This window comes from Pseudomonas sp. LB3P58 (genome assembly GCF_054897895.1).
The window spans coordinates 3549163-3575520 of sequence record NZ_JBUBVE010000001.1; the positions used below are offsets into that span (position 1 = coordinate 3549163).

At 60.3% G+C, this 26358-nt stretch carries 22 protein-coding genes; 9 read left to right on the top strand and 13 right to left on the bottom strand.

The window, feature by feature from the left end; translation table 11 throughout:
* Positions 1–61: 61 nt before the first annotated feature.
* The 8 genes from ACYZTZ_RS16440 to ACYZTZ_RS16475 form a co-directional block, all read right to left on the bottom strand.
* Entirely contained in the window at positions 62–730 is a 669-nt protein-coding gene (locus ACYZTZ_RS16440; protein WP_461998998.1) for an HAD-IA family hydrolase, read from the bottom strand.
* Between the two features lie 112 nt (positions 731–842).
* Positions 843–1055 carry a DUF1059 domain-containing protein gene (locus tag ACYZTZ_RS16445; protein WP_008156959.1) on the bottom strand — a complete coding sequence of 71 codons (213 nt, stop codon included), beginning with the start codon at positions 1053–1055 and terminating at the stop codon, positions 843–845.
* 175 nt (positions 1056–1230) lie between these two features.
* Entirely contained in the window at positions 1231–1638 is a 408-nt protein-coding gene (locus tag ACYZTZ_RS16450) for a response regulator (protein ID WP_461998999.1), read from the bottom strand.
* 114 nt (positions 1639–1752) lie between these two features.
* Positions 1753–3360: a GMC family oxidoreductase gene (locus ACYZTZ_RS16455; RefSeq protein WP_046046631.1), complete on the bottom strand. Its 1608-nt coding sequence runs from the start codon at positions 3358–3360 to the stop codon at positions 1753–1755.
* A gap of 59 nt (positions 3361–3419) precedes the next feature.
* On the bottom strand, positions 3420–4637 hold the full coding sequence (locus tag ACYZTZ_RS16460; RefSeq protein WP_046046632.1) for a mandelate racemase/muconate lactonizing enzyme family protein: 1218 nt from the start codon (positions 4635–4637) through the stop codon (positions 3420–3422).
* Between the two features lies 1 nt (position 4638).
* On the bottom strand, positions 4639–5958 hold the full coding sequence (locus tag ACYZTZ_RS16465) for an MFS transporter (protein ID WP_461999000.1): 1320 nt from the start codon (positions 5956–5958) through the stop codon (positions 4639–4641).
* A gap of 84 nt (positions 5959–6042) precedes the next feature.
* Positions 6043–7467 carry an aldehyde dehydrogenase gene (gene aldA / locus ACYZTZ_RS16470; protein ID WP_462000685.1) on the bottom strand — a complete coding sequence of 475 codons (1425 nt, stop codon included), beginning with the start codon at positions 7465–7467 and terminating at the stop codon, positions 6043–6045.
* Positions 7468–7748: 281 nt separating this feature from the next.
* On the bottom strand, positions 7749–8690 hold the full coding sequence (locus ACYZTZ_RS16475) for a LysR substrate-binding domain-containing protein (RefSeq protein ID WP_461999001.1): 942 nt from the start codon (positions 8688–8690) through the stop codon (positions 7749–7751).
* Positions 8691–9128: 438 nt separating this feature from the next.
* Between ACYZTZ_RS16475 and ACYZTZ_RS16480 the strand changes: the two genes are divergently transcribed.
* A complete protein-coding gene (locus ACYZTZ_RS16480) occupies positions 9129–10364 on the top strand; it encodes an MFS transporter (protein ID WP_461999002.1) in 1236 nt (411 codons plus the stop codon).
* Here ACYZTZ_RS16480 and ACYZTZ_RS16485 read toward each other — a convergent pair.
* The gene (locus ACYZTZ_RS16485) at positions 10302–11216 is read right to left on the bottom strand and encodes a LysR substrate-binding domain-containing protein (protein WP_461999003.1); all 915 of its coding nucleotides are present in this window, start codon (positions 11214–11216) and stop codon (positions 10302–10304) included. The genes ACYZTZ_RS16480 and ACYZTZ_RS16485 overlap by 63 nt on opposite strands.
* Before the next feature lie 116 nt (positions 11217–11332).
* On the opposite strand from ACYZTZ_RS16485, the gene ACYZTZ_RS16490 reads away from it, so the two are divergent.
* From ACYZTZ_RS16490 to ACYZTZ_RS16525, 8 genes are all read left to right on the top strand, one after another.
* Positions 11333–12214: a HalD/BesD family halogenase gene (locus ACYZTZ_RS16490; RefSeq protein ID WP_461999004.1), complete on the top strand. Its 882-nt coding sequence runs from the start codon at positions 11333–11335 to the stop codon at positions 12212–12214.
* 56 nt (positions 12215–12270) lie between these two features.
* Positions 12271–13500, top strand: coding sequence for a M24 family metallopeptidase (locus tag ACYZTZ_RS16495; protein WP_461999005.1), 1230 nt, complete (start codon positions 12271–12273; stop codon positions 13498–13500).
* A gap of 449 nt (positions 13501–13949) precedes the next feature.
* Positions 13950–15584, top strand: a complete 1635-nt coding sequence (locus tag ACYZTZ_RS16500) for an ABC transporter substrate-binding protein (protein WP_461999006.1) — start codon at positions 13950–13952, stop codon at positions 15582–15584.
* A gap of 77 nt (positions 15585–15661) precedes the next feature.
* Entirely contained in the window at positions 15662–16615 is a 954-nt protein-coding gene (locus tag ACYZTZ_RS16505; RefSeq protein WP_461999007.1) for an ABC transporter permease, read from the top strand.
* The gene (locus ACYZTZ_RS16510) at positions 16612–17448 is read left to right on the top strand and encodes an ABC transporter permease (RefSeq protein WP_046046641.1); all 837 of its coding nucleotides are present in this window, start codon (positions 16612–16614) and stop codon (positions 17446–17448) included. The genes ACYZTZ_RS16505 and ACYZTZ_RS16510 overlap by 4 nt, the downstream gene beginning before the upstream one ends.
* A gap of 2 nt (positions 17449–17450) precedes the next feature.
* Positions 17451–19109 carry a dipeptide ABC transporter ATP-binding protein gene (locus ACYZTZ_RS16515; protein ID WP_461999008.1) on the top strand — a complete coding sequence of 553 codons (1659 nt, stop codon included), beginning with the start codon at positions 17451–17453 and terminating at the stop codon, positions 19107–19109.
* A 161-nt stretch (positions 19110–19270) separates the two neighbouring features.
* Positions 19271–20377, top strand: coding sequence for a hypothetical protein (locus ACYZTZ_RS16520; RefSeq protein WP_462000686.1), 1107 nt, complete (start codon positions 19271–19273; stop codon positions 20375–20377).
* A gap of 224 nt (positions 20378–20601) precedes the next feature.
* The gene (locus ACYZTZ_RS16525) at positions 20602–21477 is read left to right on the top strand and encodes a LysR substrate-binding domain-containing protein (protein WP_056741898.1); all 876 of its coding nucleotides are present in this window, start codon (positions 20602–20604) and stop codon (positions 21475–21477) included.
* A gap of 126 nt (positions 21478–21603) precedes the next feature.
* Here the strand turns inward: ACYZTZ_RS16525 and ACYZTZ_RS16530 are convergent, their stop codons facing one another.
* The 4 genes from ACYZTZ_RS16530 to fae form a co-directional block, all read right to left on the bottom strand.
* Positions 21604–22965: an MFS transporter gene (locus ACYZTZ_RS16530; RefSeq protein ID WP_461999009.1), complete on the bottom strand. Its 1362-nt coding sequence runs from the start codon at positions 22963–22965 to the stop codon at positions 21604–21606.
* Positions 22966–23132: 167 nt separating this feature from the next.
* The gene (locus ACYZTZ_RS16535) at positions 23133–24566 is read right to left on the bottom strand and encodes an NAD-dependent succinate-semialdehyde dehydrogenase (protein WP_461999010.1); all 1434 of its coding nucleotides are present in this window, start codon (positions 24564–24566) and stop codon (positions 23133–23135) included.
* Entirely contained in the window at positions 24563–25597 is a 1035-nt protein-coding gene (locus tag ACYZTZ_RS16540) for an aldo/keto reductase (RefSeq protein ID WP_056741901.1), read from the bottom strand. Before ACYZTZ_RS16540 ends, ACYZTZ_RS16535 begins: the two co-directional genes overlap by 4 nt.
* 10 nt (positions 25598–25607) lie before the next feature.
* Entirely contained in the window at positions 25608–26120 is a 513-nt protein-coding gene (fae, locus tag ACYZTZ_RS16545; protein ID WP_461999011.1) for a formaldehyde-activating enzyme, read from the bottom strand.
* Between the last annotated feature and the right edge of the window lie 238 nt (positions 26121–26358).

Genomic DNA, 26358 nt, shown 5'->3' on the forward strand with positions numbered 1-26358 from the left:
ATCTTTCTGTCACATCAATACTGCATGTGCTGACGCCATCGCGAGCAGGCTCGCTCCCACATTAGATTTTCTTTAGGCGGATGAGACCGTCGGCGTCTGTGCGGACCTCGACCGAGTTGTAGTTGGCCAATGTGGCGTGCGGAGTCTGGAGCGGATGGTCGTGGGTCGCGGTCACCACGATCAGGCCCGCGCCCGCCGCCTCGGCCGCGAGAATACCCACGGTGGCGTCTTCGAAAATCAGGCAATCGGCCGGTTCAACGCCCAAGCGCTTGGCCGCCAGTCGATAGCCTGCGGGATCGGGTTTGCCGGCGCTGACGTCTTCGGCAGTGACCATCACCAAAGGCTGCGGAATACCCGCCGCCGCCATCCGCCGCAGCGCCAATGCCTTCGGCGCCGAGGTGACGATGGCCCACTGGTTGGCGGGCAGCGACTTCAGGAAGTTCGCTGCGCCAGGCACCTCGATGATCCCCTCGACATCCTCGATTTCCGCCTCGGTGATGAACGCCGCTTCAGCCTCGGCATCCACCCCGGGCAACGCCAGACGATTGATGGTGTCGATGGCGCGAACGCCATGGATGGTGGGCAGGAAGGAGTCGACATCGACGCCGTGGCGCAAGGCCCAGGCCGCCCAGATCCGCTCGGCAGCGGCGATGGAATTGAGGACGGTGCCGTCCATATCAAACAGAAAAGCGCGGTACGGGGTATTGAAGACAGATTCTTGAGCAGACAAGGGGGAGCTACCTCTCGCAAGTGCCAGGCGGGTTCGCCGAACAATGTAGCATTTGCGAGGAGCTGCCGAACGCGGCCCGAGCCTTCGGCAGCTCCTGCAGAGGATTTCCTTGCTAAGCGGGACGCGGTGCTTCAACAGGCGGGGTGCCGTCGTGAAACATCGTCTTCAGTTGAGCACGCAGTTCCGGTGAGTCGGTGTGCTTGTGAACACTGACCGCATGCTGTGCGGCGGCCTCTAGCAGTTCGTTTTCAGAGTCTGCGGACAATGCGACCGAGCATTTGGCATCGCTTGGAAACTCGCGGCAGTCGATGTATTTACGCGCCATGATCTTATCCTCCCTACGACGAAGGCAGGCCGTGGCCTGCGTGAACGATCACTCGACGCGTCACCCCATACATCAAACACGATTGCAGGTCGCACCGAGTGAGCCGACTCTTGAAGTATAGGCCCGCCACAAGGCGCATCGTGACAGGTTGTAGTGGTCTGATGTGCCGCAGGTTCTAAAGGGTACGTTTCGACTTCAAGGCACCTTCCACACAGTCCAGCAACTGCCCGAGTGCCCATGGTTTCTTGATGAACGACACCGAATGCCTGACCCCGGCGCTTTCCGGTGTTTCGTAACCGGACATGATCATGATCGGTTTGTCGGGCCAGCGGTCGCCAAACAGATTGGCCAGGTCCGCGCCATTGAGTTTGCCCGGCATGGTGATGTCCGTGAGCAATAGACGGACGCCTTCGGAGTGTTGCTCCAGATACTTCGACGCGGCATCCGCGCTGGTCTGCGGTTCAACCACAAAGCCTTCCTCCTGAAGAATTTCGCAGAGAAACTCCAGGATCAGCGGGTCGTCCTCAACCACAAGAATCAACCCGCCAAGGAGATGATCGCCCGCCGTCGATACTGGTCTCATGACTGTGCCACTCCCTGATTGCCAAAATGATTTCGCGCGCTTAAATCCGCTGCCTATCAGGTATGAGCAGCGGGCTCGGCGGAAATTCATTTTTGATACAACCGGGCGACGAAATCAGGCGTCCTGCAAAATCAGATCGGCGCCCTTCTCCGCCACCATCAGCACGGCGGCGTGAGTGTTGCCAGAGGTCACGTTAGGGAAAATCGATGCATCGACGATGCGCAAACCGTCTAAACCATGGACCTTAAGGCGCTTGTCGACCACCGACTTCTGTTCGTCCGCGCCCATCGCGCAGGAACCGCACAGGTGATAGATCGAACCGCTGTTTTCGCGAAAATACTGCAGCATCTGTTCGTCACTTTCGATGGCCGGCCCCGGCAGCACTTCTTCGACGGTAATGCCTTTGAGTGCCGGCGCCTGCATGATTCTGCGCATCAAGCGGCTGCCCTGGATCACCTCGTCGATGTCCTTTTGCGTGCTCAGGTAATTGGGGTCGATCAGCGCTGCGTCCCGCGGATTTTTCGAGGCGATCTCAATGTGCCCGCGACTGGTCGGCCGGCACGGGTTGAAGCACAACAGGAAGCCTGAATACGGTTCCGGCTTGAGGCTAGCCTTATTGTTTTTTGGAATCTGGTACGACAACGGGTTGAAGTACAACTGCAGGTTCGGGTTGGCCTGTAGCTCGTTGCCACGGAAGAATCCGCCGGCTTGATTGACACTCATCGCCAGTGCGCCCTTGCGGGTGAACAGGTACTTCAAACCCAGTTTGAACTGACCAAACAGCGAGCTCAGTTGATCGTTGAGCGTCGGGATGTTGGCCTTGTAGTAGTAACTGGCGCACAGGTGGTCTTGCAGGTTCTGCCCCACCGCCGGCAGGTGTTTGACCAACGGGATGTTGTGTTTGGCCAGCAGCGCCTGATCCGCGACACCGGACAATTGCAGGATCTTCGGCGTGTCCACGGCACCGGCGCAAAGAATGACTTCCTTGTTGGCGGTAAATGTCCGCACCACGCCGTGCTGGGTGATGGAAATCCCGGTCGCACGGCCGTTATCAAACAACACCCGATCCACCAGCGCGTAATGCTCGACCGTCAGGTTCGGCCGGCTCAATGCCGGATGCAGATGTGCAAAACTGCTGGAGCAACGCTGACCGTTGCGGGTGTTGACGTCGTAGATGCCCGAACCTTCAAATTTCGGGCCGTTGAAGTCATCGCTGTGGGGATAACCCAGTTCATCGCAGCCCTTTAGGAACACATCGCAAATCGGATGGGTCTGGCCCTTCATCGGCGTGATGCTGATCGGGCCGCTGCCGCCGTGGTACTCGCTGTCGCCCAGCGGATGGTTTTCCAGTTTGCGGAAGTACGGCAGCACGTCCTTGAAGCCCCAACCTTCATTGCCGTTAGCCGCCCAGTCGTCGAAGTCATGGGCCTGGCCACGGACGTAGATCATCGCGTTGATCGAGCCCGAACCACCCTGTACCTTGCCCCGCGGGGCATAGATTTCGCGGTTGTTCAGCTGTTTTTGCGGCTGGCTGTAGTACATCCAGTTGAAGGTCGGGTTGTAATACATTTTGGCGAAGCCGACCGGGATCCTGAACCACAGGGAACTGTCCTTGCCGCCCGCTTCCAGCAGTAACACCGAGTGTTTCCCGGACGCCGAGAGCCGATTGGCAAGGATGCAGCCTGCGGCGCCTGCGCCAGCGATGATGTAGTCGTAAGTCATGCACGGTTACCGCGTAAGTCGTTTTACAAAAAACCGCCCGTCATGGGCGGCAAATCCCGTCAGCCTCGAGCTGGCGATGTGTCTTTGACATCAGCCGGTGTCGGCGCCATTTGCAGGTGCAAACGCTCGCCGGTGTACGGCGAATGCTTGCGCACCACGTCCATGTTCAGCTCCACGCCCAGGCCCGGCTCGGTGGACGGGATGATGTAACCGTCCTCCCATTGCAGCGGTTTGGTCAGGACTTCGGCATGGAACCCGCCCCAGGTCATGATGCTTTCCTGAATCAGGAAGTTCGGCGTGCAGGTGGCCAACTGGAAACTCGCCGCGGCGCCAATCGGCCCGTTGTACAGGTGTGGCGCGATCTGCGCGTAATAAGCTTCGGCCATGCTCGCGATCTTTTTTGCTTCCAGCAGACCGCCGCAGCGGGCCACGTTCATCTGCAAAATCGACGCGCCACCCGCCTGCAACAGTTTGAAGAATTCGTACTTGGTGGTCAGCCGTTCGCCGGTGGCAATCGGGATGCTGGTTTTGGCCGCGACTTGCGCCATGGCCTCTTCCTGGCCCGGCGGCACCGGTTCTTCGAACCACAGCGGATCGTATTTCTCCAGGCGCTTGGCCAGGCGGATCGCCGAGGACGGCACCATTTGCCCGTGGGTGCCGAACAGCAGGTCGCACTTGTCGCCCACCGCTTCGCGGATCTTGCGGCAGAAGGTTTCGCAGCGTTCCAGCACTTCCAGCGAGATCTGGTGCCCGGAGTACGCGGTGTACGGTCCGGCCGGGTCGAACTTCACGGCGGTGAAGCCTTTGTTCATGTTCTCGATGGCGCATTCAGCGGCCAGGTCCGGGTCGTCGTAGTCGTACTCGCCCTTGCTGTTGACCGGGTACAGGTAGGTGTAGGAACGCAGGCGTTCGTTGACCTTGCCGCCCAGCAGTTCATACACCGGCTTGTTCGCCGCTTTGCCGATGATGTCCCAGCAGGCCATCTCCAGGCCGCTGACCACGCCCATCATGGTCAGGTCCGGACGCTGGGTGAAACCGCTCGAATAGGCCTGACGGAAGAAGCGCTCAATGTGGTGCGGGTCGTGGTTGAGCAAGTAGCGTTCGAACACGTCTTCGATGATCGGCAGCATGGCTTTGGGGCCGAAGGTCGCGGCGTAGATTTCGCCCACGCCTTCAATACCGCAATCGGTCTTGAGCTTGACGAACAGCCAGTACATGCCACCGATGTGCGGTGGCGGTACGGCAACGATATGGGTTTCAAGGGCGACGATTTTCATCTCAGGCACCTGTTTTGTTCAAAGTTTTACGATTGATTCGAGCGCGCAGGGTCAGGGCTGCCAGGGTCCCGAGCAGGCCAACGCAAGCGATGTAGCCGAAATACAGCTTGTAACCAAAGGCACCCGGGAAATGCTCGGTGAGGTAGCCGTTGATCAAGGGAATGAAGGCATCCGGCAGGTACCCGACGACCGAGACGATGCCGATAGCCAGGCCGGTGATGCGCAGCGGGATGTTGCAGGTGTCGAGGATCGCCCAGTACAAACCGCGAATGGCGTAGGTCATCAAACCGATGAAAATCACCGTGCCGATCAGCAGGCCCATGCTGTTGAGCGCCGGGAACACGATCAGGCCGACCATCGCCAACGTCGCGAGGAACAGCGCCACGATCAGCACCGAGATGTTGGAGAACTTGTCACCCAGCCAGCCACCGCCGATACCGCCGATCGGCCGCATCCACAATTTGATGGTGGTGATGGTGCCGGCCATGACCGCGGTCATGCCGCCGCCTTGCAGGTAATCGGAGAAGCTGTAGGTGGCCCAGAAGATGTGATAACCGCAGAACACGATGGCCGTCACCAACCACAATTCAGGGATTTTCACCAAGGTCGTCAGATCGCTGAGCAGGTTGAACTTGCCCTTCTCCACCGGCGCCGTGTCTTCCATGGACTTCGGGTCCTTGATCAACACCAGCACACAGCCGATGGCGATACAGGTGAAGGCATAGAGGTAAACCACGTGTTTGAAACCTTCGGCGGCCGACTCGCCACGGGTTTCGGTGGCAAAGGCAAACAGCCCCAAAGCGACAGTCGCCAGCAAGGCTTCGACCAGGCCGCGACCGCCATCGAGAATGCCGAAGAACCGACCTTGTTCAGTGTGATGAGCAATCATCTTCACGCGTTTGAGCACCGAGGCCCAGAACGTCAGGCCGGTGGTCAGGCCCCAGCAACCGAAGATGATCATCAGACCGGTCATCGACGGCGCGGTGGAGTACCACAGGCCTAACGCTCCGGTGGCGACCAGCGAGAAGAAGATCAGAAAGCGTGGGGCAATGCGATCCGCCAGCCAACCGCTCGGCAAGTAACTGAGGAGGAAAATCGTCCCGAGCATCGAGTACAGATAACCCAGCTCGCTGTGGTTGATCTGGAACACTTCGAGCATGGTGGTCTGGTAGACCTGGCGCAGGTACAGGATCGGATAGATCGCACCGGCGGCCAGCACCAATAGCATCAGTTGGAAATAGCGACTTCCCTTGTCACTGTGGCTTTTTGTACCCGCGTTCGAACCCTGAACAGCGGCAGCAGTGGTTGCAGGCTTGGACATCTAGGTGACCTCGGGCAGCCCGGTGGTCCGGGGGCCCCTGATAATTGTTTTTATAGGTGATGCGCGAGGCGTGTTGCAGGTGGATCAATACTTCATGACGACCAGCCGGGTCTGGGTGAATTCGAGCATGCCGTGCTTGCCGTCATCGCCGCCAAGGCCCGAGCGTTTCCAGCCGGCGTGGAAGCCCTGGTACGGATCTGCCGGGGTGCGATTGACGTACAACTCGCCGGCCTCGATGGCGTTGGCGACTTTCATCGTGGTGCGGTAGTTCTCGGTGTACAGCACCGAAGACAGGCCGAACTGGTGATCGTTGGCCATGGCCAGCGCTTCGTCGATGTCGCGGTACTTGAGCACCGGCAGCACCGGGCCAAAGATTTCTTCCTGGATGATTTCCATGTCCTGACGGCAGCCGCTAAGCAGCGTTGGCGGGTAGAAATGGCCTTTGCCCTGCGGGATAAAACCACCGGTTTCCAGTACAGCGCCGTCGGCAATGGCGCGCTCGACCATGGCGTGGATGCTCTGTTGCGAACTGGCGTTGACCAACGGCCCCATCAGATTGGCGTCGGTGGCACGGTCACCGAACTTCACGGCGCTGATTTTGGCTTTCAGCAGCGCGAGGAACTGTTCATAGACGCTTTCCTGCACGTAGACCCGCTCGACCGCCGTGCACAACTGGCCGCAGTGGGTGGTCTTGGAGGCTACGATCGCGGTAGCGGCGGCTTCAAGATCGGCGTCGGCTTCGATGATCGCCGGGGTTTTACCGCCCAACTCAAGTGACGGCTTGGCGATGTTGGCCTTGCAGTAATCAAGCACGATGCGCCCGGCGTTGACGCTGCCGGTCAGGGTGATCAAACCAACAGCCTTATGGGTGCAAACGGTGGCGGCCGTGGCGTGATCCATGGTCAGGATATTGACCACGCCGGCGGGCAAACCGGATTGCTGCACAGCCTTGGCGATCTCGAACGCCGAGGTCGGGGTGTTGTTGCTCGGACGCACCACCACCGTGTTGCCGGCAATCAACGCCGGGGCGATTTTGCGCAGCAACGTATAGACCGGATAGTTGAACGGAATAAGGCAGGCAACGACGCCAATCGGCTCGCGGTGCAGAAAGAGGTTTTCGTTCAGGGTGTCGCTGGGAATGATCTCGCCTTCGATACGGCGCGCCCACTCGGCGTGGTAACGGGTGATCTGCGCGGCATAACGGGCTTCGTTGCTGGCATCGGCAACGCTCTTGCCGGATTCAGCTGCCAGGGCTGCGCCGATGCTTTCAGCGCAGGTATCGAGGGCGTCGGCGAAGGAACGCAGGTGTTCGGCGCGTTCGATGCTGGTGAGTTTGCCCCAGACTTTCTGGGCGCCCGCGGCGGCTTCGACGGCTGCAGTGGCTTCATCGGCGGTCGCCGCTGAAACATGACCCACCAGCGCTTCGGTCGCCGGGTTGTAGACTGCGATCAGCGCTTCGCTGGCAGGTTCAATGAAGTGACCGTTAACAAAATTTCGCTCGGTTCGCATGTGCATCGCCCATCGTTGTTTTTATCCAGTGAATGCAGTCTTGTCATTGGACCGGCGTTGAACAAACGATTTATTGAGCGGGGGAACATTCGAAAAATGCAGGTTAGTGGGATCGCCCCCTCACCCCAGCCCTCTCCCCAGAGGGGAGAGGGAGCCGACCGAGTTGTTTGGACAAGTGACATCGACCTGAAATATCGCGCCGAACTCAAGTTTGAAAGGCATGAAGATCTGCTCCCTTTCCCCTCTCCCCTCTGGGGTGAGGGGTGGCTCTGAAGACAAACTCAACTCCCGGAAGACGCCGCCGTAGAAGGCTCCAACTGCCGTTGCGCCAACCAGATCTCTTCCTGTAACCACTGACTAAACACCTGCAATTGCGGCATCAGCGTCTGCTCGGGCCGGGTCACCAGCCAGTAGGATTGATGCCCTTCCACATGCACGTTCAGCACCTGGGTCAGTTGCCCGGTGGCCAGTTCCGAAGCGACCATGTGCCAGTCGGCAATGGTGATGCCCAGGCCGTCGATAGCCGCGCGGATGGCCAGGTCCAGCAGGTCGAATTCATAACCGCCCTGGGTGTCGACACCGGTGATTCGCGCGGCGTCCAGCCAGTGTTTCCAGGTCAGGTAGCGCTGGTCCTCCCGGGCCAGTACATGCAGCAGCGTCAGGCGATTGAGGTCGATGCCGCCCTCGCTCCACTCCCGCGCATACAGGGACGGCGCGCACACCGCAATGTGCCGTTCCTGGATCAGCAGCGAGCTGTCGAGCCCATCCCATTCGCCATCGCCGAAACGGATCGCGCAGTCCAGGGTGCTGGTTTCGGCGAGGCTGTCCTGCAGACGGGTGGTAATGCTCAATTCCAGTTCCGGGTGCTTCTCCCGCAGCCGTCCCAGGCGTGGCATCAACCAGCGGCTGGTGAAGGTTGGCGGCGCGTTGATGTGCAGGCGATTGGCGTGGGATTTCTGCTGGATGCTGCGCACCGTCAGCTCGATCTTGTCGAAGGACTGGTGCAGCGCCCGCAGCAATACCCGGCCGGCGCTGGTCAGTTCCAGGTGATGATGCCGGCGCTCCAGCAGGTTCTCGCCCAGCTGTTCTTCGAGCTGGCGCACCTGCCGGCTGACTGCACTCTGGGTGACATTGAGCAACTCCGCCGCCCGGGTAAAGCTGCCGGTGCTGCCGGCCACTTCGAAGGCTTTCAGCGCATTGAGCGCGGGCATTTTGCGTTTCATGAAGAGGACTCGCGCAAGGGCTGACGAGCGCCAAGCATCCCACGGCTTGTGGGAAATTTCCTGAGTAACATGCATTTTTGTGTTGTGCAGGACGATTTCAATCTGATGATGAGCGGCTTTGGGTGGGAGCGGGCTTGCTCGCGAAGGCGGTGTGTCAGGTGACATTGATTTGTCTGATACACCGCTTTCGCGAGCAAGCCCGCTCCCACATTTGATCACCGCTGTATCAAAGAGAGTCGTTTTTGATCTGGAAGCTGTCGCTCGCGTATAAATAGCATGAGTATTTCGCCGCACACTCATGACTATTAAGCACTGGCCGTTTTCTTTATATAAACGCTAGTCTGACTTTAATTAAACACCGCCATACGCCACCGCACTTATATAGGGCGAACTCTGCAACTTCGCCCCCTCCTGTTGCCATTAATCCGAGCCGAATACATGCCAACCACTATTAAGTCACCCGCTAGAAGTATTGGCATATTGGCGCTTATCTTCACGGCCTGTAACGCCACCACCCACGGTTTCAGCATTTTCCTGTATTCGGCGTTATTACCCGAGATTCGTCAGGTGTTCGAACTGAGCTACAGCCAGGCCGCGTTCATCGCGGCGCTGTTGCAGCTTTTCTATATGGGCGCGTCGATTGTCAGCGGTATCGCGGCGGCGTGGATCAGCCCGCGCAACATGGTGCGCCTGACGATGGCCTTGAGCCCGTTGCTGTTGGCCTTGGCAGTCGCCACGCTGGGGGTGCTGCCGTTTGCGCTGTGTCTGGCGCTGGTCTCGGCCTGTGCGGTGTCGAACTGGAACGCCATCGCGGCGTTGGCCAGCGAGGTGATCCCCGCCTCCCACCGCAGCCGCGTGCTGGGGCTGGCATCTTCGGGGGCGGCGTTTGCGATTTGCCTCAATGGCGTGCTGATCGCTTTATTGCACGGCATCTCCCTGAGGCACTTCTGGTTGATCTGCGCCGGTTTGACGCTGATCGTCACCCTGCTGACCTTCTGGGCCCTGGCCCCGCTCGCAGTGGAACAACGCCACAAGTCCAGCAACGCGCCGTCGCTGCGCCGGGTCCTCAAGCAATGGCTGCACCTGTGCCTGGAACACCCGGTGGCGCTGCACATTCTGCTGCTCAGCGCGTTTATCGGCGCAATCAGCGGACCGTTCCTGAACTTCCTCTCGGCGTTTGCCAGCGAACGGCTGGGGGCCAACGCGCAAATCACCGGGTCGCTGTGGACGCTGATCGGTATCGGCGGCGTTGTCGGTGGTTTGCTGCTGGGTTCATTGGCAGACCGCTGGGGGGCGCTGCGGGTGATGGCGTTGAGCATCGGCGCTTTCGGCCTGGCGATGCTGGCCCTGCTCTGGCAGCCGAGCCTGGGCCTGACCTGGCTGGCGGCCGGGCTGTTCGCGCTGTTTTACTTCCCGGTCTGGGGCTTGATGGCCGCCTACCTCAGCGCGCGGTTGAGCCCGGTGCACAGCCTGCAAGTGGTGAGCCTGAGCATGGTCGGTTACGGCCTGGGCAGCGCCACCGCCAATTGGCTCTGCGGCTGGCTGCTGCAAGCCACCGGGCAGTTTGCCCTGGTGCATGGCTGGATTGCCTGCTGGGTGGCGGCCAGCCTGTTATTGCTGGGGCTGATGGCCCGTCGTCAGCGCCGCGAACCCGCGTTGGGCCAACAGGTCTGAACGGCCCAACTCGCGGCAGAGAATGTCCACTAAAGCCTCAACCGCCAACGCCTGAGACTGAGTCGAACGCCAGACCATCAACCGCGCCGGGTCGATCGGTGGAAAGCCCTGGGTCTCATCGAGCACCTGCCAACCCGGCGGCACCAAGCGTCGCGCGGTGACGCCCACCGACTGCCCCTGTTCAATGGCAATCCCGATGCCGCGCGGACTCTGGCTGGTGTAAACCACATGCCACGGCCGCCCGGCCTCGGCCAGCGCCCGCACGGCGTTAGCGCGGAAGGCGCAGCCCTCGGCATACACCGCCAACGGCACCGATTCGTCCTTGCCGGCGCGCCACCCTTCAGCCGCTACCCACACCAGCGGCTCGTCGCACAGGTATTCACCCGGTTGCAGATTGGCGTGCTGCACACCCAGCACCAGATCCAGTTCGCCGCGCTGCAAGCGACTGACCAGCGCGGTCGACATCTCGCAACAAATGTCCGGCCGCACCCGGGGAAACTGCGCCTGAAATTCCCGCAATACCCCGGCCAGGCAGAACTGGGCGTAGTCCTCGGGCATGCCCACGTGAATGCACACTTGCTCGTCGGGCAGCTGCACGGCGTTGATCGCATCAACGTGCAGCTTGAGTATCTGCCGGGCGTAAATCAGAAAGGTCTCGCCACCGGGCGTGAGGCTCACCGAGCGACTGGTGCGCTGTACCAATGGCGTGCCGACGATCTCCTCCAGACGCTGCAAACTCTGACTGATGGTCGACTGGGTTTTATGCAGGCGCTCGGCGGCCGCGGAAAACCCGTGGCACTCGATAATGGCGACAAAGACTTTAAGTAAGGTCCCATCCAGTTCGCCCGACATAACTATCGCCCCTGCCGATGGATTCGATCACAACTTGTAATTTCCACTTCGCACCTCTTTAAGCAACTATCGATTCAACGCCAAACACTGTTAATTGATAGTTCCAGGAGACTTGCATGAGCCTTCAACTTGCCGACGCCGACGTGGGCGATATCAGCGACATCATTAATACCGAGTTGTACCCCATACATGATTCGGGCCATGTCCAATTGCAGGCACTGATCGAACACGCCCGCGCCGAACTGGCCGAGGACGGTTGCTGCCTCCTGAAGAATTTCCTGCGGCCCGAGGCGCTGGAACAGGCCCGCGCAGAAGGCCAGGCGCTGTCGGGCAAGACGTTTTATTCGGTGCGCAAGGTCAACGCCTATTTCACCGAAGACGACCCCACCCTGCCCCAGGATGACCCTCGCAGCACATTCATGGAGCGCACCAGCGGCTTCGTCACCCGGGACATGATCGCCCCGGACGCGATCATTCATCGGCTGTACGTCTCGCCGATGATGAAGCGCTTTATCGGCGCCTGCCTCAACGAACCGGAGATTTTCGAATACGCCGACCCGTTCGCCGGCCTGGTGATCAATGTCATGCCCGAAGGCACTGAGCAACCCTGGCACTTCGATACCAACGAATTCATCGTCAGCATGATGACCCAGAAACCTGAGGCCGGCGGTCTGTTCGAGTACGCGCCGATGATCCGCACCCGCACCCAGGAAAACCTCGGTGCGGTGGGCAAAGTCGTGCGCGGCGACGACCGTAGCCGCGTGCAGGAACTGGAACTCAACCCCGGCGACCTGCAGATCTTCAAGGGCCGCTTTTCGGTACACCGGGTGACCCGCGTCGAAGGTGCCACCGAGCGCAACACCGCCATCTTCGCCTACTCCGAAAAACCCGGAATCATCGGCCGTGCCCAGCGCACCAAACAGCTTTACGGACGCCTGTCCGAAGCCCATCTGCAAGCCGAACGCAACCTGGTACGCAGCGACCAGTTGCTCGACTGATTCACCCAAAAATTCTTAGAAAAAACCAACCGTATTTGCCCTGCGAGGAACACCCCATGAGTCTGTCCGGCCCCAACCGCAACCCCGCCGACTGCGAACCGACCTACGACGAAATCCAGCAAATCCAGCTCGACCGCTTGCAACGGGTGCGCAACGAACTGAAAAAACGCGACTACGCCGCTTGCGTGCTGTTCGACCCGACCCACATGCGCTACGCCACCGGTTCGCGCAACATGCAGGTGTACTCGGCGCGCAACCCGGCGCGCTATGCCTTTATCCCGGCGGAAGGCCCGGTGGTGATCTTCGAATTCGGCGGCTGCCTGCACCTGGCGGAAAAGCTCAACACCGTCGATGAAGTGCGTCCGGCCAAAGCCATCTCCTATTACTTCTGCGACAGCTTCCTGACCAACGTCACCGCCGAATGGGCTGCCGAAATCGATGAACTGGTGCGCAAATGCGGCGGTGGCAACAAGCGCATCGCCATCGAAAGCGCGACCTCGGCCGCTGCGTTCGAACTGCAAAAACTCGGCTATCAGATTTTCGACGCCCAGGAACCACTGGAACGGGCGCGCTGCATCAAAGTGCCGAACGAGCTGAAGATGATCCGCGCCAGCCTGCGCGCCACCGAGGTCGGGGTGCGCTTGATGGAAAGCAAACTCGTGCCGGGCATCAGCGAAAACGAACTGTGGTCGCACCTGCACCAGCACGTGATCGCCACCGACGGCGACTACGTGGAAACCCGCTTGCTGTCGTCCGGCCCACGCACCAATCCGTGGTTCCAGGAATGCAGCACCCGGCCGATCGAGGCCGGTGACCTGGTGGCGCTGGACACCGACGTGGTCGGGCGTTTCGGCTACTACGCCGACTTCTCGCGGACCTTCCTCTGCGGCGAGCAAGCCGCGACCGCCAAGCAACAGGAACTGTACAAGCTGGCCTACGAGCAAGTGCAGACCAACATGGAAATGCTCAAGGCCGGGCGCAGCTTCAAGGAATACGCCGAGCGGGCATGGAAGATCCCGGACAACTACAAGGCCAACCGTTACTTCGCCCTGGTGCATGGCGTTGGCATGACCGGTGAATACCCTTACGTGGTGCACCGCGAGGACATCGATTCACTGGGCTACGACGGCGTGTTCGAGGCCGGCATGACCATCTGCGTGGAAAGCTACATCGGCCACGACGAAGGTGGCGAAGGGGTGAAGCTCGAAGAGCAGATCTACATCCACGAAAACGGTATCGAATTGCTCTCCGACTACCCGTTCGATCCGCGCCTGATGCCGCGATGAGTTGCCCGGACGGCGCCGTCATCTCCTTCGACGTCGTCCGTTTTTCCCCTTGTTCCGGTTCGGAACAAGGGGCGTTTGCAGCCTCAACGCCCCCGCGCCTTCATCAGTCCGGCCTGTTTAGCTCAAGCGGCAGCCTTCCTTACGGTCAGTAACATGCATTTATCGAACGTTTCACCGCTGAATTTATCGTTTGTCGATCTTTGCCCAGATGACAAAACTGCGGGCATCTCTAATAAAAACAACATGAGAGCAGCCCTATGTCCTACCCCATTTCCGACCTCCTGATTTCGTTGCGCCTTGTTCTTCTGCCGGCTTCACGCCTGTCATGCCTGTGCCTTCGCGGCGCCTGCCACTGACAGTTTCGGTTCATCGAAAACCGACCGCGTCCGCCGCTCGCCCCCTCTGCGGCCAGTCGAAAAACGCATCTTTGCAAAGTATCGGAGAGGCATATGAAAGAGTTAATGACACTGGACGGCGCCCTGCCGCATCCAGCGGTAAACGACCTGTGCACCCAAGTCAAAAGTGGCGAGATCAATCGCCGCCAGTTCCTGCGCACCGCCGCGCTGCTGGGCATCACTGCCGCCAGCGCCAGCACCTTCCTCGGTTCCGCCCTGCTGGGCAATTCGGCCCGCGCCGCCGAGGCCGTGCCACCGCGCCAGGGCGGTACGCTGCGGTTTGCCTGCGCCATCCAGGAAATCCAGGACCCGATGCTGATCACCTGGATCGAAGCCTCGAACCTGCTGCGCAATTCCCTGGAATACTTGACCTGGGTCGACGCCGACAACATCACTCACCCGTACCTGGCCGAGAGCTGGAGCCCGTCCGAAGACCTCAAGACCTGGACCTTCAACCTGCGCCAGGACGTGAAGTGGAGCAACGGCGACACCTTCAACGTCGAGGACGTGCAGCACAACATCGAGCGCTGGATTGCCGCCGACTCCAAGTCGGTCAACCGCACCGCGTTCCAGGACATCAGCGCCTTGGAAAAACTCGGCGACTTCCAGTTCCGCCTGGTGCTCAAGCGGCCGATGCTGGCGATCCCGGAAATGCTCAACGCCTTCACCTGCGCCATCGTTCACCGCAGCTTCAAGGCCGGTGACGACTGGGCGAAAAACCCGCTGGGCACCGGGCCGTTCAAACTGGTGTCGTTTGCGGTCAACAAGCAGGCAACCTTCGCCAAGCGTGCCGATTACTGGCGCAAACCGGCCAACCTCGACGAGTTGCGTTACGTCGACATGGGCACCGACATCTCCACGCATCTCGCGGCGTTACAGGCCGGGCAAGTGGACGTGCTCTACCGGGTGACCGTGGCCGAGCTGGACCTGGCCAAACGCTTGCCGGGCGCGCAATTGCTGACCTGCAAATCGGCGCAAACCGTGGTCATGCGCATGGCCTGCGACCAGAAGCCGTTCGACGATGTGCGAATCCGCAGAGCGGTGGTGCTCTGCGCCGATAACGCGCAAATGCTCAAGATCGCCTATCGCGGCATGGGCACCCTGGGCGAAGACCATCACGTCGCCACGTCGCACCCGGAATATTTCCCGCTGCCCAAGCGTGCGCGGGATGTGGCGGGTGCGAAGAAACTCCTCGCTGAAGCGGGCCATCCGAACGGCATCGACATCGACCTGATCGTCGGCAACACCCAGGGTCGTTATGAACAGGATTGCGCGCAGATCCTGCAACAGAACTGCGCCGAGGCCGGCATCCGCATCAACCTCAAAGTGATCCCCGCCACTCAGTATTGGCCGATCTGGGACAAAGCCGCGTTCAGCCTCACCTACTGGGCGCATCGCCCATTGGGCGTGATGTCCCTGGAACTGGCCTATCGCAGCGGTGCAGCCTGGAACGAAAGCCACTACAGCGACCCGGCCTTCGACGCGGCGCTGGACAAGGCCATGGGCATAATCGACCCAAAACAACGCGCTGCCGCCATGCAAAACGTCGAGCAAATCCTGCAGGACGCCTGCGTCATGGTGCAGCCGTTCTGGGGCGACAAATTCACCGCCGCCAGCAAGAAAGTCCAGGGATTCCAGGTTCACCCGTCGGACTTCTACCCAATGGATGAAGTCTGGCTGAGCACCTGATTCAAACGCCAAAAGAATGAGCCCGCCCACCTCGGTGCGGCGGGCCGCCATCCCTTGATTAGCCGGAGCGTGCGAGCATGGCTGAATTTCTATTGCGCAAGTTATTGGCGCTGGCGGCAACCTTGTTGTCGGTGTCAGTGATCGTGTTCCTGGCCTTGGAACTGAATATCGAAGACGTTGCGATCAACGTCCTCGGCCCCTACTCCGCCGCCGACCAGCGCGCCGCGTGGCTGGTGGAACATGGTTACAACCAACCCTTCGTCTGGCGCTACCTGGTGTGGCTGAAGGATTTTCTCAGTGGCGACTGGGGCACTTCGGTGCACTTTCGTGAGCCGGTGATCGACCTGTTGCTGCCCAACCTCGGGCAAACCCTGATCCTCGCCGGGCTGGCGTTGGCGGTGATGGTGCCGGTGGCGTTGACCCTCGGGATTCTGGCGGGCATTCGCCAGAGTTCGGCGGTGGATCGGCTGGTGTCATTCCTGTCGATCGTCACCACCTCGATTCCGGACTTCGCCAGTGCGGTGTTCGTCTCGGCGATCTTCGTCTTTTGGCTCAACTGGCTGCCGGGCGTGAGCAGCATGAGCGACGGCTTCAACGCCGTGGAACTGGCCCTGCCGCTGATGGTGCTGTGCCTGTTCGGCATCGGATATCTGGCACGCATCACTCGGGCCTCGATGGTCGAGGTGATGCAGGCGCCATACATCCGTACCGCCCGCCTCAAAGGCGCGTCGACCTCACGGATCGTGCTGCGCCATGCCTTGCGCAACGTGCTGATCGCACCGATCACGGTGATCATGTTGTACATCCCGTGGCTGCTGTCGAACGTGATCGTGGTCGAGGTGTTTTTCGCCTACAAAGGCTTCGGTTCGTTGCTCTACACCGCGTCGCTGAACCACGACGTGTACCTGATCGAAGCCTGCGCAATGATCAGCGGCATCGTGGTCGGCGCGACCAAAATCTTCTCGGACCTGGCCTACACCTGGCTCAACCCGCGCATCACCTTGCGCAGTCTTGGCGGAGGTGGCCAATGAACTTCCTCAATTCGTTCAAACATCCTTTGGCGTTGCTCGGCTTGCTGTTGGTCGGCGGCTGGGTGCTGATGGCGATTTTTGCGCCCTGGCTGGCGCCCCACGACCCCCTGGAAAGCTTCACCCCACTGCTGACGCCGATGACCCCGGATGGTAACGGTGTGAGCTTTCTGTTGGGCACCGACATGATCGGCCGGGACATTCTGTCGCGGCTGATCTGGGGCACCCGCACCGTGTTGTTCTGGTCGATCCTCGCGACCCTGACCGCGTTCGCCGTGGGCATCGCCATGGGTTTGTGCGCCGGCTACTTCAATGGCTGGGTCGATTCGCTGCTGTCCTATGTCGCGGACACCGTGCTGTCGTTCCCGGTGCTGGTGTTGTACATCGTGATCATCATCGCCCTCGGTGCCTCGGCGCTGAATATCCTGATTGCGGTGACCTTTACCAGCGCCCCGGCAATCTTCCGGATCATGCGCGCACTGACCATCGATATCCGCTCCCGGGACTACGTGCTCAGCGCCATCACCCAGGGCGAAGGCTCGCTGCGGATCATGCTGGTGGAGATCCTGCCGAACTGCGGCGGGCCGCTGATCGTCGATTTCTGCCTGCGCATCGGCTACACCGCGATCATGATCGGCGCCCTCGGCTTCCTCGGCCTCGGCCTGCCGCCGCCCACACCCGACTGGGGCGGCATGATCAACGAAGGCCGCAGCATGGCCATCGCCTTCCCGCACCTGGTGATCTTCCCGTGCATTGCCATCTCCACCCTGATGCTGGGCCTGAGCCTGTTGGCGGACGGTCTGGACGAACACGCCCAGAAAGGCACAAGGAGTTGAGCATGAGTCAACAACAGAACTTGCAACAGGTGCTGAGGGTTGAAAACCTTTCCATCGAATTGCCCGCCGGCGCCGACCGCAGCCATGCGGTCAAAGGCATCAGTCTCGACGTGCGCAAAGGCGAAATCCTCTGCGTGATCGGCGAGTCCGGCTCCGGTAAATCGGTGCTCTCGGCGGCGATCATGGGCGACTACGCCAAGGGCCTACGCCACAGCGAAGGGGTGATCGACTTTCTCGGCGACGACATCTGCCGCATGGATGAACATTCCCTGCGCCGCTTGCGCGGCAACCGCATCGCGATGATTTTCCAGGAGCCGATGGCGGCGCTGAACCCGGCGATTCGTATCGGTCAGCAAGTCGAAGAAATCTTCGATATTCACGCCCCGAGCATGCCTGCCGCCGAGCGCCGCGAACGCGTGCTCGCCCTGCTCGACTCCACCCAACTGCCCGACCCGCCACGAATCGCCAACAGCTTTCCCCATCAACTCTCCGGCGGCCAATGCCAACGGGTGGTGATTGCCATGGCGTTGGCGATGAACCCGGACTTGTTGATCGCCGACGAACCAACCACGGCACTGGATGTGACCACTCAGGCCCAAGTGTTGAAATTGGTGCAGGACCTGCGCGGTCGCGGTCAGCACGGCATTCTGTTCATCACCCACGACTTTGGCGTGGTGGCGGAAATCGCCGACCGTATCGCGGTGATGGAGGGCGGTGTACTGGTGGAAATCGGCGAGCGCGATCAAGTACTCAACGCACCGAAACATCCGTATACCCGCAAGTTGATCGCCGCCGTGCCGGCGCTGCACCCCGAGTTGCACGCGCCGTGTGCCGACGGTGAGTTGGCGTTACGCATCGAGCACCTGACCAAGACTTACAACGTCGGCGGCCGTTTGGTGCCGGCGCTCAAGGACGTCTCACTGCAACTGCCACGGGGCAAGACCCTGGCGATTGTCGGCGAGTCTGGCTCGGGCAAGAGCACGCTGGTGAAAGCGGCGATTCGGCTGGTGGACAGCGACAGCGGTCATGTCTGGGTCGGTGACACGGACTTCCTCGCGCTGCGCGGCTCGGCCCTGGCGGCCAACCGGCGGCGAATCCAGATGATTTTCCAAGACCCGTACGGTTCGCTGAATCCACGGCATCGGGTCGGTGACATCATCGCCCGAGCCGCGCAATTGCGCGGGCTGTCGGCCAAGGATGCGTGGACCGAGGCCGGGGATTTGCTGGAACAGGTCGGGCTCAAGCGTGACGCCCTCAAGCGCAAGCCACGGCAGTTCTCCGGCGGCCAGCGCCAGCGCATCGGCATCGCCCGGGCCTTGGCGATGCGCCCGGAAGTGCTGATCGCCGATGAAAGCGTTTCGGCGCTGGATGTCTCGGTGCAAAAACAAGTGCTGGAGCTGCTCGCCGAGCTGCAACAGCGCCTCAACCTGAGCATTTTGTTCATCACCCACGACCTGCGGGTGGCGGCGCAGATCAGCGATTACATCGCGGTGATGCGCCAGGGCGAAGTGGTGGAATACGGCACGGCGCAACAGGTGTTGCTGCGACCGCAAAACACCTACACCCAGACCTTGCTGGCGGCGGCACCCGGTGCGTCGGCAATACCGGTGGTGCCCGTCGTTGAACCGTCGCTGAGGCTGATCCGACCTCAGGCCAACTGATCCCATAACCCTTTCCCCAGGTCGCAGCGTTCGCTGCGGCATGGGTTGCTGTTGCCAACTAAAAATCAGAAATCGGGAGTATTACTGTGCGCACAACCAACCCTCTTGCGGTCCGTTCCATCGTCCTCATTCCGCTGCTCGGCGCTTTCGCGGCACCGGCCATGGCGGTGCAGGTCACCGACAACCTCGACCTTGGCGGCGCCATTCGCGCCCGTTGGGACTACGACCCGGACCGCGACATCCAGAAGTTTGGCCTGGACACGGTGTTCCTCAGCGCCAAGTACAACTCCGACACCTGGATCGGTGAGGCGCAGTACCGCTTTTACGGACGCTCCTACCCTTACCAGTACACCAAGAACTACGGGGATATCCAGTTCGCCAAGTTCGCCTGGGCCGGCTACAAGTTCAACCCCGACCAGCAAGTGCAAGTGGGCCTGAACACGGTGCCGTTCGGCTTGCAGCCGTACTTCGGCAGCACCTTCTACGAAACCCTGGGCAACGTCATCGGCCTGGAAGATGTGCAACAGGTCGGCGCCAAGTACATCCAGCAATCAGGCGACTGGAACCTCCAGGCCGGTTACTACCTGCGCCCGGCGTGGCAAGGCAAAGGCACCAGCAACGGGGTCACCTACTCCAGCGTGGTGTCCAAAGCCGACAGTTATGTCGCCGACGGCAGCAACAACCAGGAGCGCAACACCGTGGTGCTGCGCGTGGCCAAGGCGCTGGACCTGGGACCATGGAAGTCTGAAATCGGCCTCTCCGGCCTGACGTCGTCGCTTCAGAACAGGGACACCCATGACGATGGCCGGCGTAACGCCGTGGCCGTTCACTATTTGGGCAAGAACGGTCCGTGGGGCGTGCAGTTGCAGGCGGCGCGGCAACAGATGTCACCGCGCAACGCCGGCACTGATGAACTGGTGACGCTGGGCGGTTACGACGGCACGTACAACGTCGCCAGTCGCGGCAATCTGTATGTGGCGGATGTGAGTTATGACGTGGCCGGAAAATACCTGTTCGATCAGGTCAGCGGGGTCAAGATTTACGCCAACTACAGTGCCTTCGATAAATCCGCCAGCGAGTTCAAGACCTCCGAACGGGTGATTTTGGGCAGCTCGTTTTCAGTGAGCAAACTGTGGGTCGCTGCTGAGTGGTTGTTTGGCAAGAACGATCCGTACATTGGAGGCAGCAGCTATACCCAGAGCCTGGGGGCTGGCGGGACGGATCAGTGGGAGAATCAGTTGTACGTGAACGTTGGGTATTACTTCTGATCCGGTTTATTTAGCGTCTTCCAGAAAGTCATCGCGAGCAAGCTCGCTCCCACAGGTTTTGTGTGCGCCGCAAATCACTGTGGGAGCGAGCTTGCTCGCGATGGCGTCAGCCGAAACAACACTTGCATCAGCCCATTGCTAATAGTCAGATAGGCACCACAAAACCATCCAAAAACAAAACCGACCCGATGCAACACCCGAGGCCGGTGTGGAGTCATCCTTCCATGCGTCAACTGCCCTCGCTCAACATGCTGCGCGTCTTCGAAGAGGTTGCGCGGCATCGCAGCTTCAGCCAGGCGGCTTTGGGATTAAACGTTACCCAGGGCGCCGTCAGCCGGCAGATCAAACAGCTTGAAGACTACCTCGGTGTAGCGCTCTTCATCCGTACACCCCAAGGCTTGTCCCTGACCGAAACCGGCACCGCCCTCTCCCCGCATCTGGCGGAGGCGTTCGACCACATTGAGCGCGCCCTGCAAGCGGTGCGCGTACCCAATCTGCGTCAGCGTTTGCGAATTCTCGCACCGCCAACCTGGGCGACTCGTTGGTTGTCGGCGCACCTGCGTGTGTTTTGCCAACGCTACCCGGATATCAGCCTGAGCGTGACTAACCAGGCCAACCACGACAGCCTCGCCGAAGTCGACTGCCATATCCGCTTCGGCCTCGAAGCCGCCAGTCATTGCAGCAGTCAGTTGCTCGTGATGGAGCGTCACATCGCCGTGGCCAGTCCAGAGCTGTTCAACGACGGCCAGCCGCCGGACCTGCGGCAGTTTCCGTTGCTGCATATCCTGCACGACGGCAAACGCTTGAAGGTCTGGGAAAACTGGTTGGCCGCGATGGGCCGGGACGATGTTGATGCGGGGCAAGGACTGGAATTCAGCACGCTGGATCAGGTGATCCATACCGCGTTGGCAGGGGGTGGTTTGGCGGTGATCGACCGACAGATGATTGAGAAGGAACTGGCGAATGGCAGCCTGTTGCCGATCACCCCGGTGGAGGTGATCGGGCCGTATGGCTATTGGCTGGATGTGGCGAATGACAAAAAAGGGTTGTCGAAGGTGCGGCTGTTTACGGATTGGTTAGGGTTAGTCAGTAATCCCTGACAGAAACTCATTCTAATGTGGGAGCGGGCTTGCTCGCGAAGGCGGCGGATCAGTCAATATTGATGGTGACTGACACTCCGTCTTCGCGAGCAAGCCCGCTCCCACATTTGGATTTGTGATAGTTCCTTAAACCGGGGCTGGGACTTTCACCGCCACCGCGCCACCCTCCACCGGGCTCTGCGCCTTGCATGCCTGACTCAACGTCAGCGATTTGGTTTCCGGTGCCCAAGCCCAGGACAGCAACGCCCCCACCGCCAGGATCGCAGCGAGAATGCCCATGGTCGGACTCAGACCAATCCCCGCCACACTCACCGGCAACAGGAACGTGCTGATCGCCGAACCCAAACGACTCACTGCCGTGGCCAGGCCAATCCCGCTAGCCCGCACCTCGGTCGGAAAGCTCTCGGCCGGGAATACGCCCACAAGGTTGCTCACCGCCGAAAGCACCAGCGTGAACAGTCCGAACACCAACACCATCAAAAACGCCGCGCTGCCCGGCAACACCGCCAGCAGGAACAACGCCGCCGCGAGAATGATGAACGAGTTGATCAAAAAGCCCCGACGAGAGAATTTGATCGTGCACCAGATCCCGATCAGCGCGCCCAGAATCAACAGCATGTTCAGCATCAACTCGGTACCAAAGCCTTCGGCCAGGCCCATCTTCTGCAGAATCGACGGCAGGAAGGTGTAGATGGCGAAGTACGGCATGACGATGCAGACGAAGAACAGGCAATTGAACGCGGTGCGCTTGCGGTATTCACGACTGAACAGCACCGCGTAACCGGAGCGGGTTTCGGTGGATTGTGTTTCGTCGAGCTCGACGTTGTCGCCCAGATGCTTCTTGACGATCGCTCGCGCCTCGGCAATCCGACCCTGATTCACCAGCCAGCGCGGCGACTCGGGCGTGCCGATACGGGCGATCAGAATCAATGCCGCCGGAATCGCCGACGAGGCCAGCATCCAGCGCCAGGCATCGTCCCCGAGGCTGAGCATGGCAGTGCCGACGAAGGTCGCGGCCACGTAGCCGAAAGTCCAGATCACGCTGAACGAACCGAGCAACACGCCACGGTGTTTCTTCGGCGCAAACTCGGCCAGCATGGCGTGGCCGACGCTGAAGTCACCACCCAGCCCGATACCGATCAGCACCCGACAGAGAAACAGGCCCATGGCCGTTTCGGCGTAGAACTGCATCACGGAGGCAATGGTGATCAACACGAAGCTGACCAGGAAGATTTTCTGCCGGCCGACTTTGTCGGAAATCCAGCCAAAAAACAGACTGCCGAGAAACAGGCCGATCAGCGCCGAGGCACCGATCAGGCCCTGCCAGAACGCATCCAGCTGCATCTGTGGACTCAGCAGCGTAAACGCGATACCGATCAGACCGAGGATGTAGCCGTCAGTGAAGTGCGCGCCGAAGGTCAGGCCGGCGATCTTGAGGTGGAATCGCCCGATGGGCAGGTCGTCGATTTTTACCGGTTGTACGGACATGTAAGTCTCCAATTGTTGTTATTGACGGAGAAATGAAACCGATATCGCTTATTTCTTATTGTGGGAGCGAGCCTGCTCGCGAAAGCGGTGTGCCAGTCAACATCGATGTTGAATGTAAAATCGCCTTCGCGAGCAGGCTCGCTCCCACAGTTGAGGGTGTGCGGGAGTTACAGGCCGCCCATTAACAGGTATTTGATTTCCAGATAGTCATCCAGACCGTACTTCGATCCTTCGCGACCGAGGCCCGATTCCTTGATGCCACCGAATGGCGCCACTTCCGTGGAAATGATCCCTTCGTTGATTCCGACCATGCCGGCTTCCAGGCCTTCGGCCATACGCCAGACCCGGCCGATGTCACGGCTATAGAAGTAGGCCGACAAACCGTACGGCGTGTCGTTGGCTCGTTGCAGCACCTCGGCCTCGTCCTTGAAACGGAAGCACGCGGCCACCGGGCCGAAGGTTTCGTCCTGGGCGATCAGCATGTCGCTGTTGGCTTCGGTGAGGATGGTCGGCTCATAAAAGGTGCCGCCCAGTGCGTGACGGCGACCGCCGCACAGCAACTGGGCGCCCTTCTCCAGCGCATCGCCCACATGCAGTTCGACCTTGGCCAGCGCCGCCGCGTTGATCAGCGGGCCTTGCTCGGTTTCACCCTCCAGCGCGCTACCCACCCGCATCGCCGCAACGGCTTCAGCGAGTTTGCCGGTGAAGGCTTCATAGACGCCATCCTGAATGAAGAAGCGGTTCACACAGACGCAGGTCTGCCCGGTGTTGCGGAATTTAGAGGCCATCGCGCCTTTCACAGCTGCGTCCAGATCGGCGTCGTCGAACACAATGAACGGCGCGTTGCCGCCCAGTTCCAGCGAGACTTTTTTCAGGGTGTCGGCGGCCTGACGCATCAGCAATTTGCCAGTGCGGGTGGAGCCGGTGAACGACAATTTGCGCACGATGCCGGAGGCTTGCAGCGCGCCGCCAATGGCAACCGCGTCGCCGGAAACGATGTTGAACACGCCGGCCGGAATGCCTGCCTGCTCCGCCAACACCGCCAGGGCGAAGGCTGATAAAGGCGTCTCTTCCGACGGTTTGAGAATCATTGTGCAACCCGCCGCCAGTGCCGGGCCAACCTTGCGGGTGACCATGGCCAGCGGGAAGTTCCACGGGGTGATCGCAGCGACCACACCGATGGCTTCCTTGACCACGATGATCCGCGCATCAGCCTTGTGGCTTGGAATCACGTCGCCGTAAGCGCGTTTGGCTTCTTCAGCGAACCACTCCAGAAAGCTCGCGGCATAGACCACTTCACCCATGGCTTCGGCCAGTGGCTTGCCTTGTTCGCGGCTGAGCAAAGTCGCCAGATCCTTCTGGTTGCTCAGCATCAGCTCGCTCCAGCGCTTGAGCTTCTGGCTGCGCTCCTTGGCGGTCAACTTGCGCCAGGCTGGCAAAGCGCGGTTGGCGGCGTCGATGGCGAGGTTGGTTTCTTCAGCGCCGGCCTTTCGTACTTCGGTAATCAACTCGCCATTGGCCGGGTTGAACACCGAGTAGGTCGAACCACCGCTGGACCATTGGCCGTCGATGAAATTGCCGTTACGGATCAGTGCGCTCATGCCACAGCCTCAGTCAGATTGAAGCGCTCCAGACCCGGACGGGCCGAACGCAAGATACGTTTGCCGGCGGTGTAATCGTTGATCACGTCGCACGGGGTGTAATTGCGTTCCAGCTCGTACAGCTCATCTGCGTCGAGTTTGGTCTCCAGCGCTGCCAAGGCACTGTCGAACTGTTCTGTGGTGTCGGCGCCCACCAGCATGCAATCCACGCCAGGATGATTGGCGACCCAGGCCTGAGCGATCTGCGCGTTGGAAACACCGCGAGCGCGGGCGACACGCTGTACCGAATGTGCGATCTCGAACGAAGCCTCGTCGCTGTACATCTGCTGAGTGAAGAAGTCGGTCTGGTTGCGGGTCGATTGCACATCGCCGGTCAACAAACCACGGGCCAAGGGACTGAACACCGACACCCCAAGGCCTTGATCGCGACAGAACGGGATCATCTCGCGCTCTTCTTCGCGGTAGGCGCAGTTCAGTTGCAGCTGCATGTTGATCGGTTTGACCCAGCCATTGCGCTCGCAGGCCATGAGGATTTTCGCCAGTTGCCCGGTGAGCATGGTCGAGACACCGATGTAACGCGCCTTGCCGGAACGCACGATGTCGTTCATGGCGCTCATGGTTTCTTCGACCGGCGTGTTTACGTCAAAGTAATGCAGCATGAACACATCGACGTAATCCATGTTCAGACGCTTCAGCGACGCGTCGATGCTGTCCATGATGTGCTTGCGCGAATGACCGCTGGCGTTGATCCCGGTGCGGGTGCCGTAGCCGACTTTGGTGGTGATCACCAGGTCTTCGCGCCGGGCCAGGCGCTTGACGATGCGCCCCACCACTTCCTCGCCGACACCGGCGGAATAGAAATCCGCGAGGTCGATGAAATTCACGCCGTTGTCCAATGCATGCGCGACGATCGGCTCGCTTTTCTTCTCATCGAAGATCCACGGTTTCCAATCGGGGGTGCCCATGTTCATGGTGCCCAGGCACAGGCGGGAGACTTGCAGGCCGGAGTTGCCCAAACGAATGTATTGCATGGCGCGGACCTCAGGCTTTTGGCGTATAGAAAGGATTGCTGATGTGATTGACCACATCCGCCAGTTGCGCCGTTTCCGGCTTGCCGGTCAGCGCCGCACGAATCGCCGTGCGGCAGGCGTTGTAGTTGTTCAGGTAGACCGCATCCAGGTCGTTGCAGGCTGGGTTGACCCAGTTCGCGGTCACGATGGCCCACTCGTCTTCGGCTTCCGGTGGCAAAGTGCCGTCCAGCAGCGCTTCAAGCACAGCCTTGGCAATCCCGGCCTGCGACGCGCCCCACGTGGCGTTGCCGTGCAGGTCACCGCTGATGGCGGCTTTGTTGACGTAAAGGGTCATCGGCTTGACCGGAATGTTCGGCTGGGCGATCACCATGAACGGGCAATGCCCTTGGCTTGGAGACGCCAGGCTATTGGCAAACGCCTGCCCTGCCGGGCCGTTGCGCGGACCGATCAGAATGTTGATGTGCGCGGCATTCACGCCCGGGCCTTCGAAGCCTTCACCGATGTACAGGTCGAGTTCTTTCATGAGTTATTACTCTTCAGGGATTTGGGTTGATCAGAAGTGCACGCGAACCGTAGAGGTCGCGTGGCAAATGTCAGGGTTCGAAGAGCGCGGGGTGTGGCAGTGAGGATGAGTCATGGGTGCAAACGCTCTTTTTTGTTGTTGATGAGCTGTGTTTGCGATTTTTTAACATCGGGGGTTTGCGGGGCTGTAACCATTAAAAGTCATGAGGGCATGACTTCAAGTCATACCCCCATTTGAC

Coding starts and splice junctions, on each gene's coding strand:
- ACYZTZ_RS16445 (WP_008156959.1), bottom strand. CDS start 1,055: ATGGCGCGTAAATACATCGACTGCCGCGAGTTTCCAAGCGATGCCAAA.
- ACYZTZ_RS16450 (WP_461998999.1), bottom strand. CDS start 1,638: ATGAGACCAGTATCGACGGCGGGCGATCATCTCCTTGGCGGGTTGATT.
- ACYZTZ_RS16455 (WP_046046631.1), bottom strand. CDS start 3,360: ATGACTTACGACTACATCATCGCTGGCGCAGGCGCCGCAGGCTGCATC.
- ACYZTZ_RS16460 (WP_046046632.1), bottom strand. CDS start 4,637: ATGAAAATCGTCGCCCTTGAAACCCATATCGTTGCCGTACCGCCACCG.
- ACYZTZ_RS16465 (WP_461999000.1), bottom strand. CDS start 5,958: ATGTCCAAGCCTGCAACCACTGCTGCCGCTGTTCAGGGTTCGAACGCG.
- aldA (WP_462000685.1), bottom strand. CDS start 7,467: ATGCGAACCGAGCGAAATTTTGTTAACGGTCACTTCATTGAACCTGCC.
- ACYZTZ_RS16475 (WP_461999001.1), bottom strand. CDS start 8,690: ATGAAACGCAAAATGCCCGCGCTCAATGCGCTGAAAGCCTTCGAAGTG.
- ACYZTZ_RS16480 (WP_461999002.1), top strand. CDS start 9,129: ATGCCAACCACTATTAAGTCACCCGCTAGAAGTATTGGCATATTGGCG.
- ACYZTZ_RS16485 (WP_461999003.1), bottom strand. CDS start 11,216: ATGTCGGGCGAACTGGATGGGACCTTACTTAAAGTCTTTGTCGCCATT.
- ACYZTZ_RS16490 (WP_461999004.1), top strand. CDS start 11,333: ATGAGCCTTCAACTTGCCGACGCCGACGTGGGCGATATCAGCGACATC.
- ACYZTZ_RS16495 (WP_461999005.1), top strand. CDS start 12,271: ATGAGTCTGTCCGGCCCCAACCGCAACCCCGCCGACTGCGAACCGACC.
- ACYZTZ_RS16500 (WP_461999006.1), top strand. CDS start 13,950: ATGAAAGAGTTAATGACACTGGACGGCGCCCTGCCGCATCCAGCGGTA.
- ACYZTZ_RS16505 (WP_461999007.1), top strand. CDS start 15,662: ATGGCTGAATTTCTATTGCGCAAGTTATTGGCGCTGGCGGCAACCTTG.
- ACYZTZ_RS16510 (WP_046046641.1), top strand. CDS start 16,612: ATGAACTTCCTCAATTCGTTCAAACATCCTTTGGCGTTGCTCGGCTTG.
- ACYZTZ_RS16515 (WP_461999008.1), top strand. CDS start 17,451: ATGAGTCAACAACAGAACTTGCAACAGGTGCTGAGGGTTGAAAACCTT.
- ACYZTZ_RS16520 (WP_462000686.1), top strand. CDS start 19,271: ATGGCGGTGCAGGTCACCGACAACCTCGACCTTGGCGGCGCCATTCGC.
- ACYZTZ_RS16525 (WP_056741898.1), top strand. CDS start 20,602: ATGCGTCAACTGCCCTCGCTCAACATGCTGCGCGTCTTCGAAGAGGTT.
- ACYZTZ_RS16530 (WP_461999009.1), bottom strand. CDS start 22,965: ATGTCCGTACAACCGGTAAAAATCGACGACCTGCCCATCGGGCGATTC.
- ACYZTZ_RS16535 (WP_461999010.1), bottom strand. CDS start 24,566: ATGAGCGCACTGATCCGTAACGGCAATTTCATCGACGGCCAATGGTCC.
- ACYZTZ_RS16540 (WP_056741901.1), bottom strand. CDS start 25,597: ATGCAATACATTCGTTTGGGCAACTCCGGCCTGCAAGTCTCCCGCCTG.
- fae (WP_461999011.1), bottom strand. CDS start 26,120: ATGAAAGAACTCGACCTGTACATCGGTGAAGGCTTCGAAGGCCCGGGC.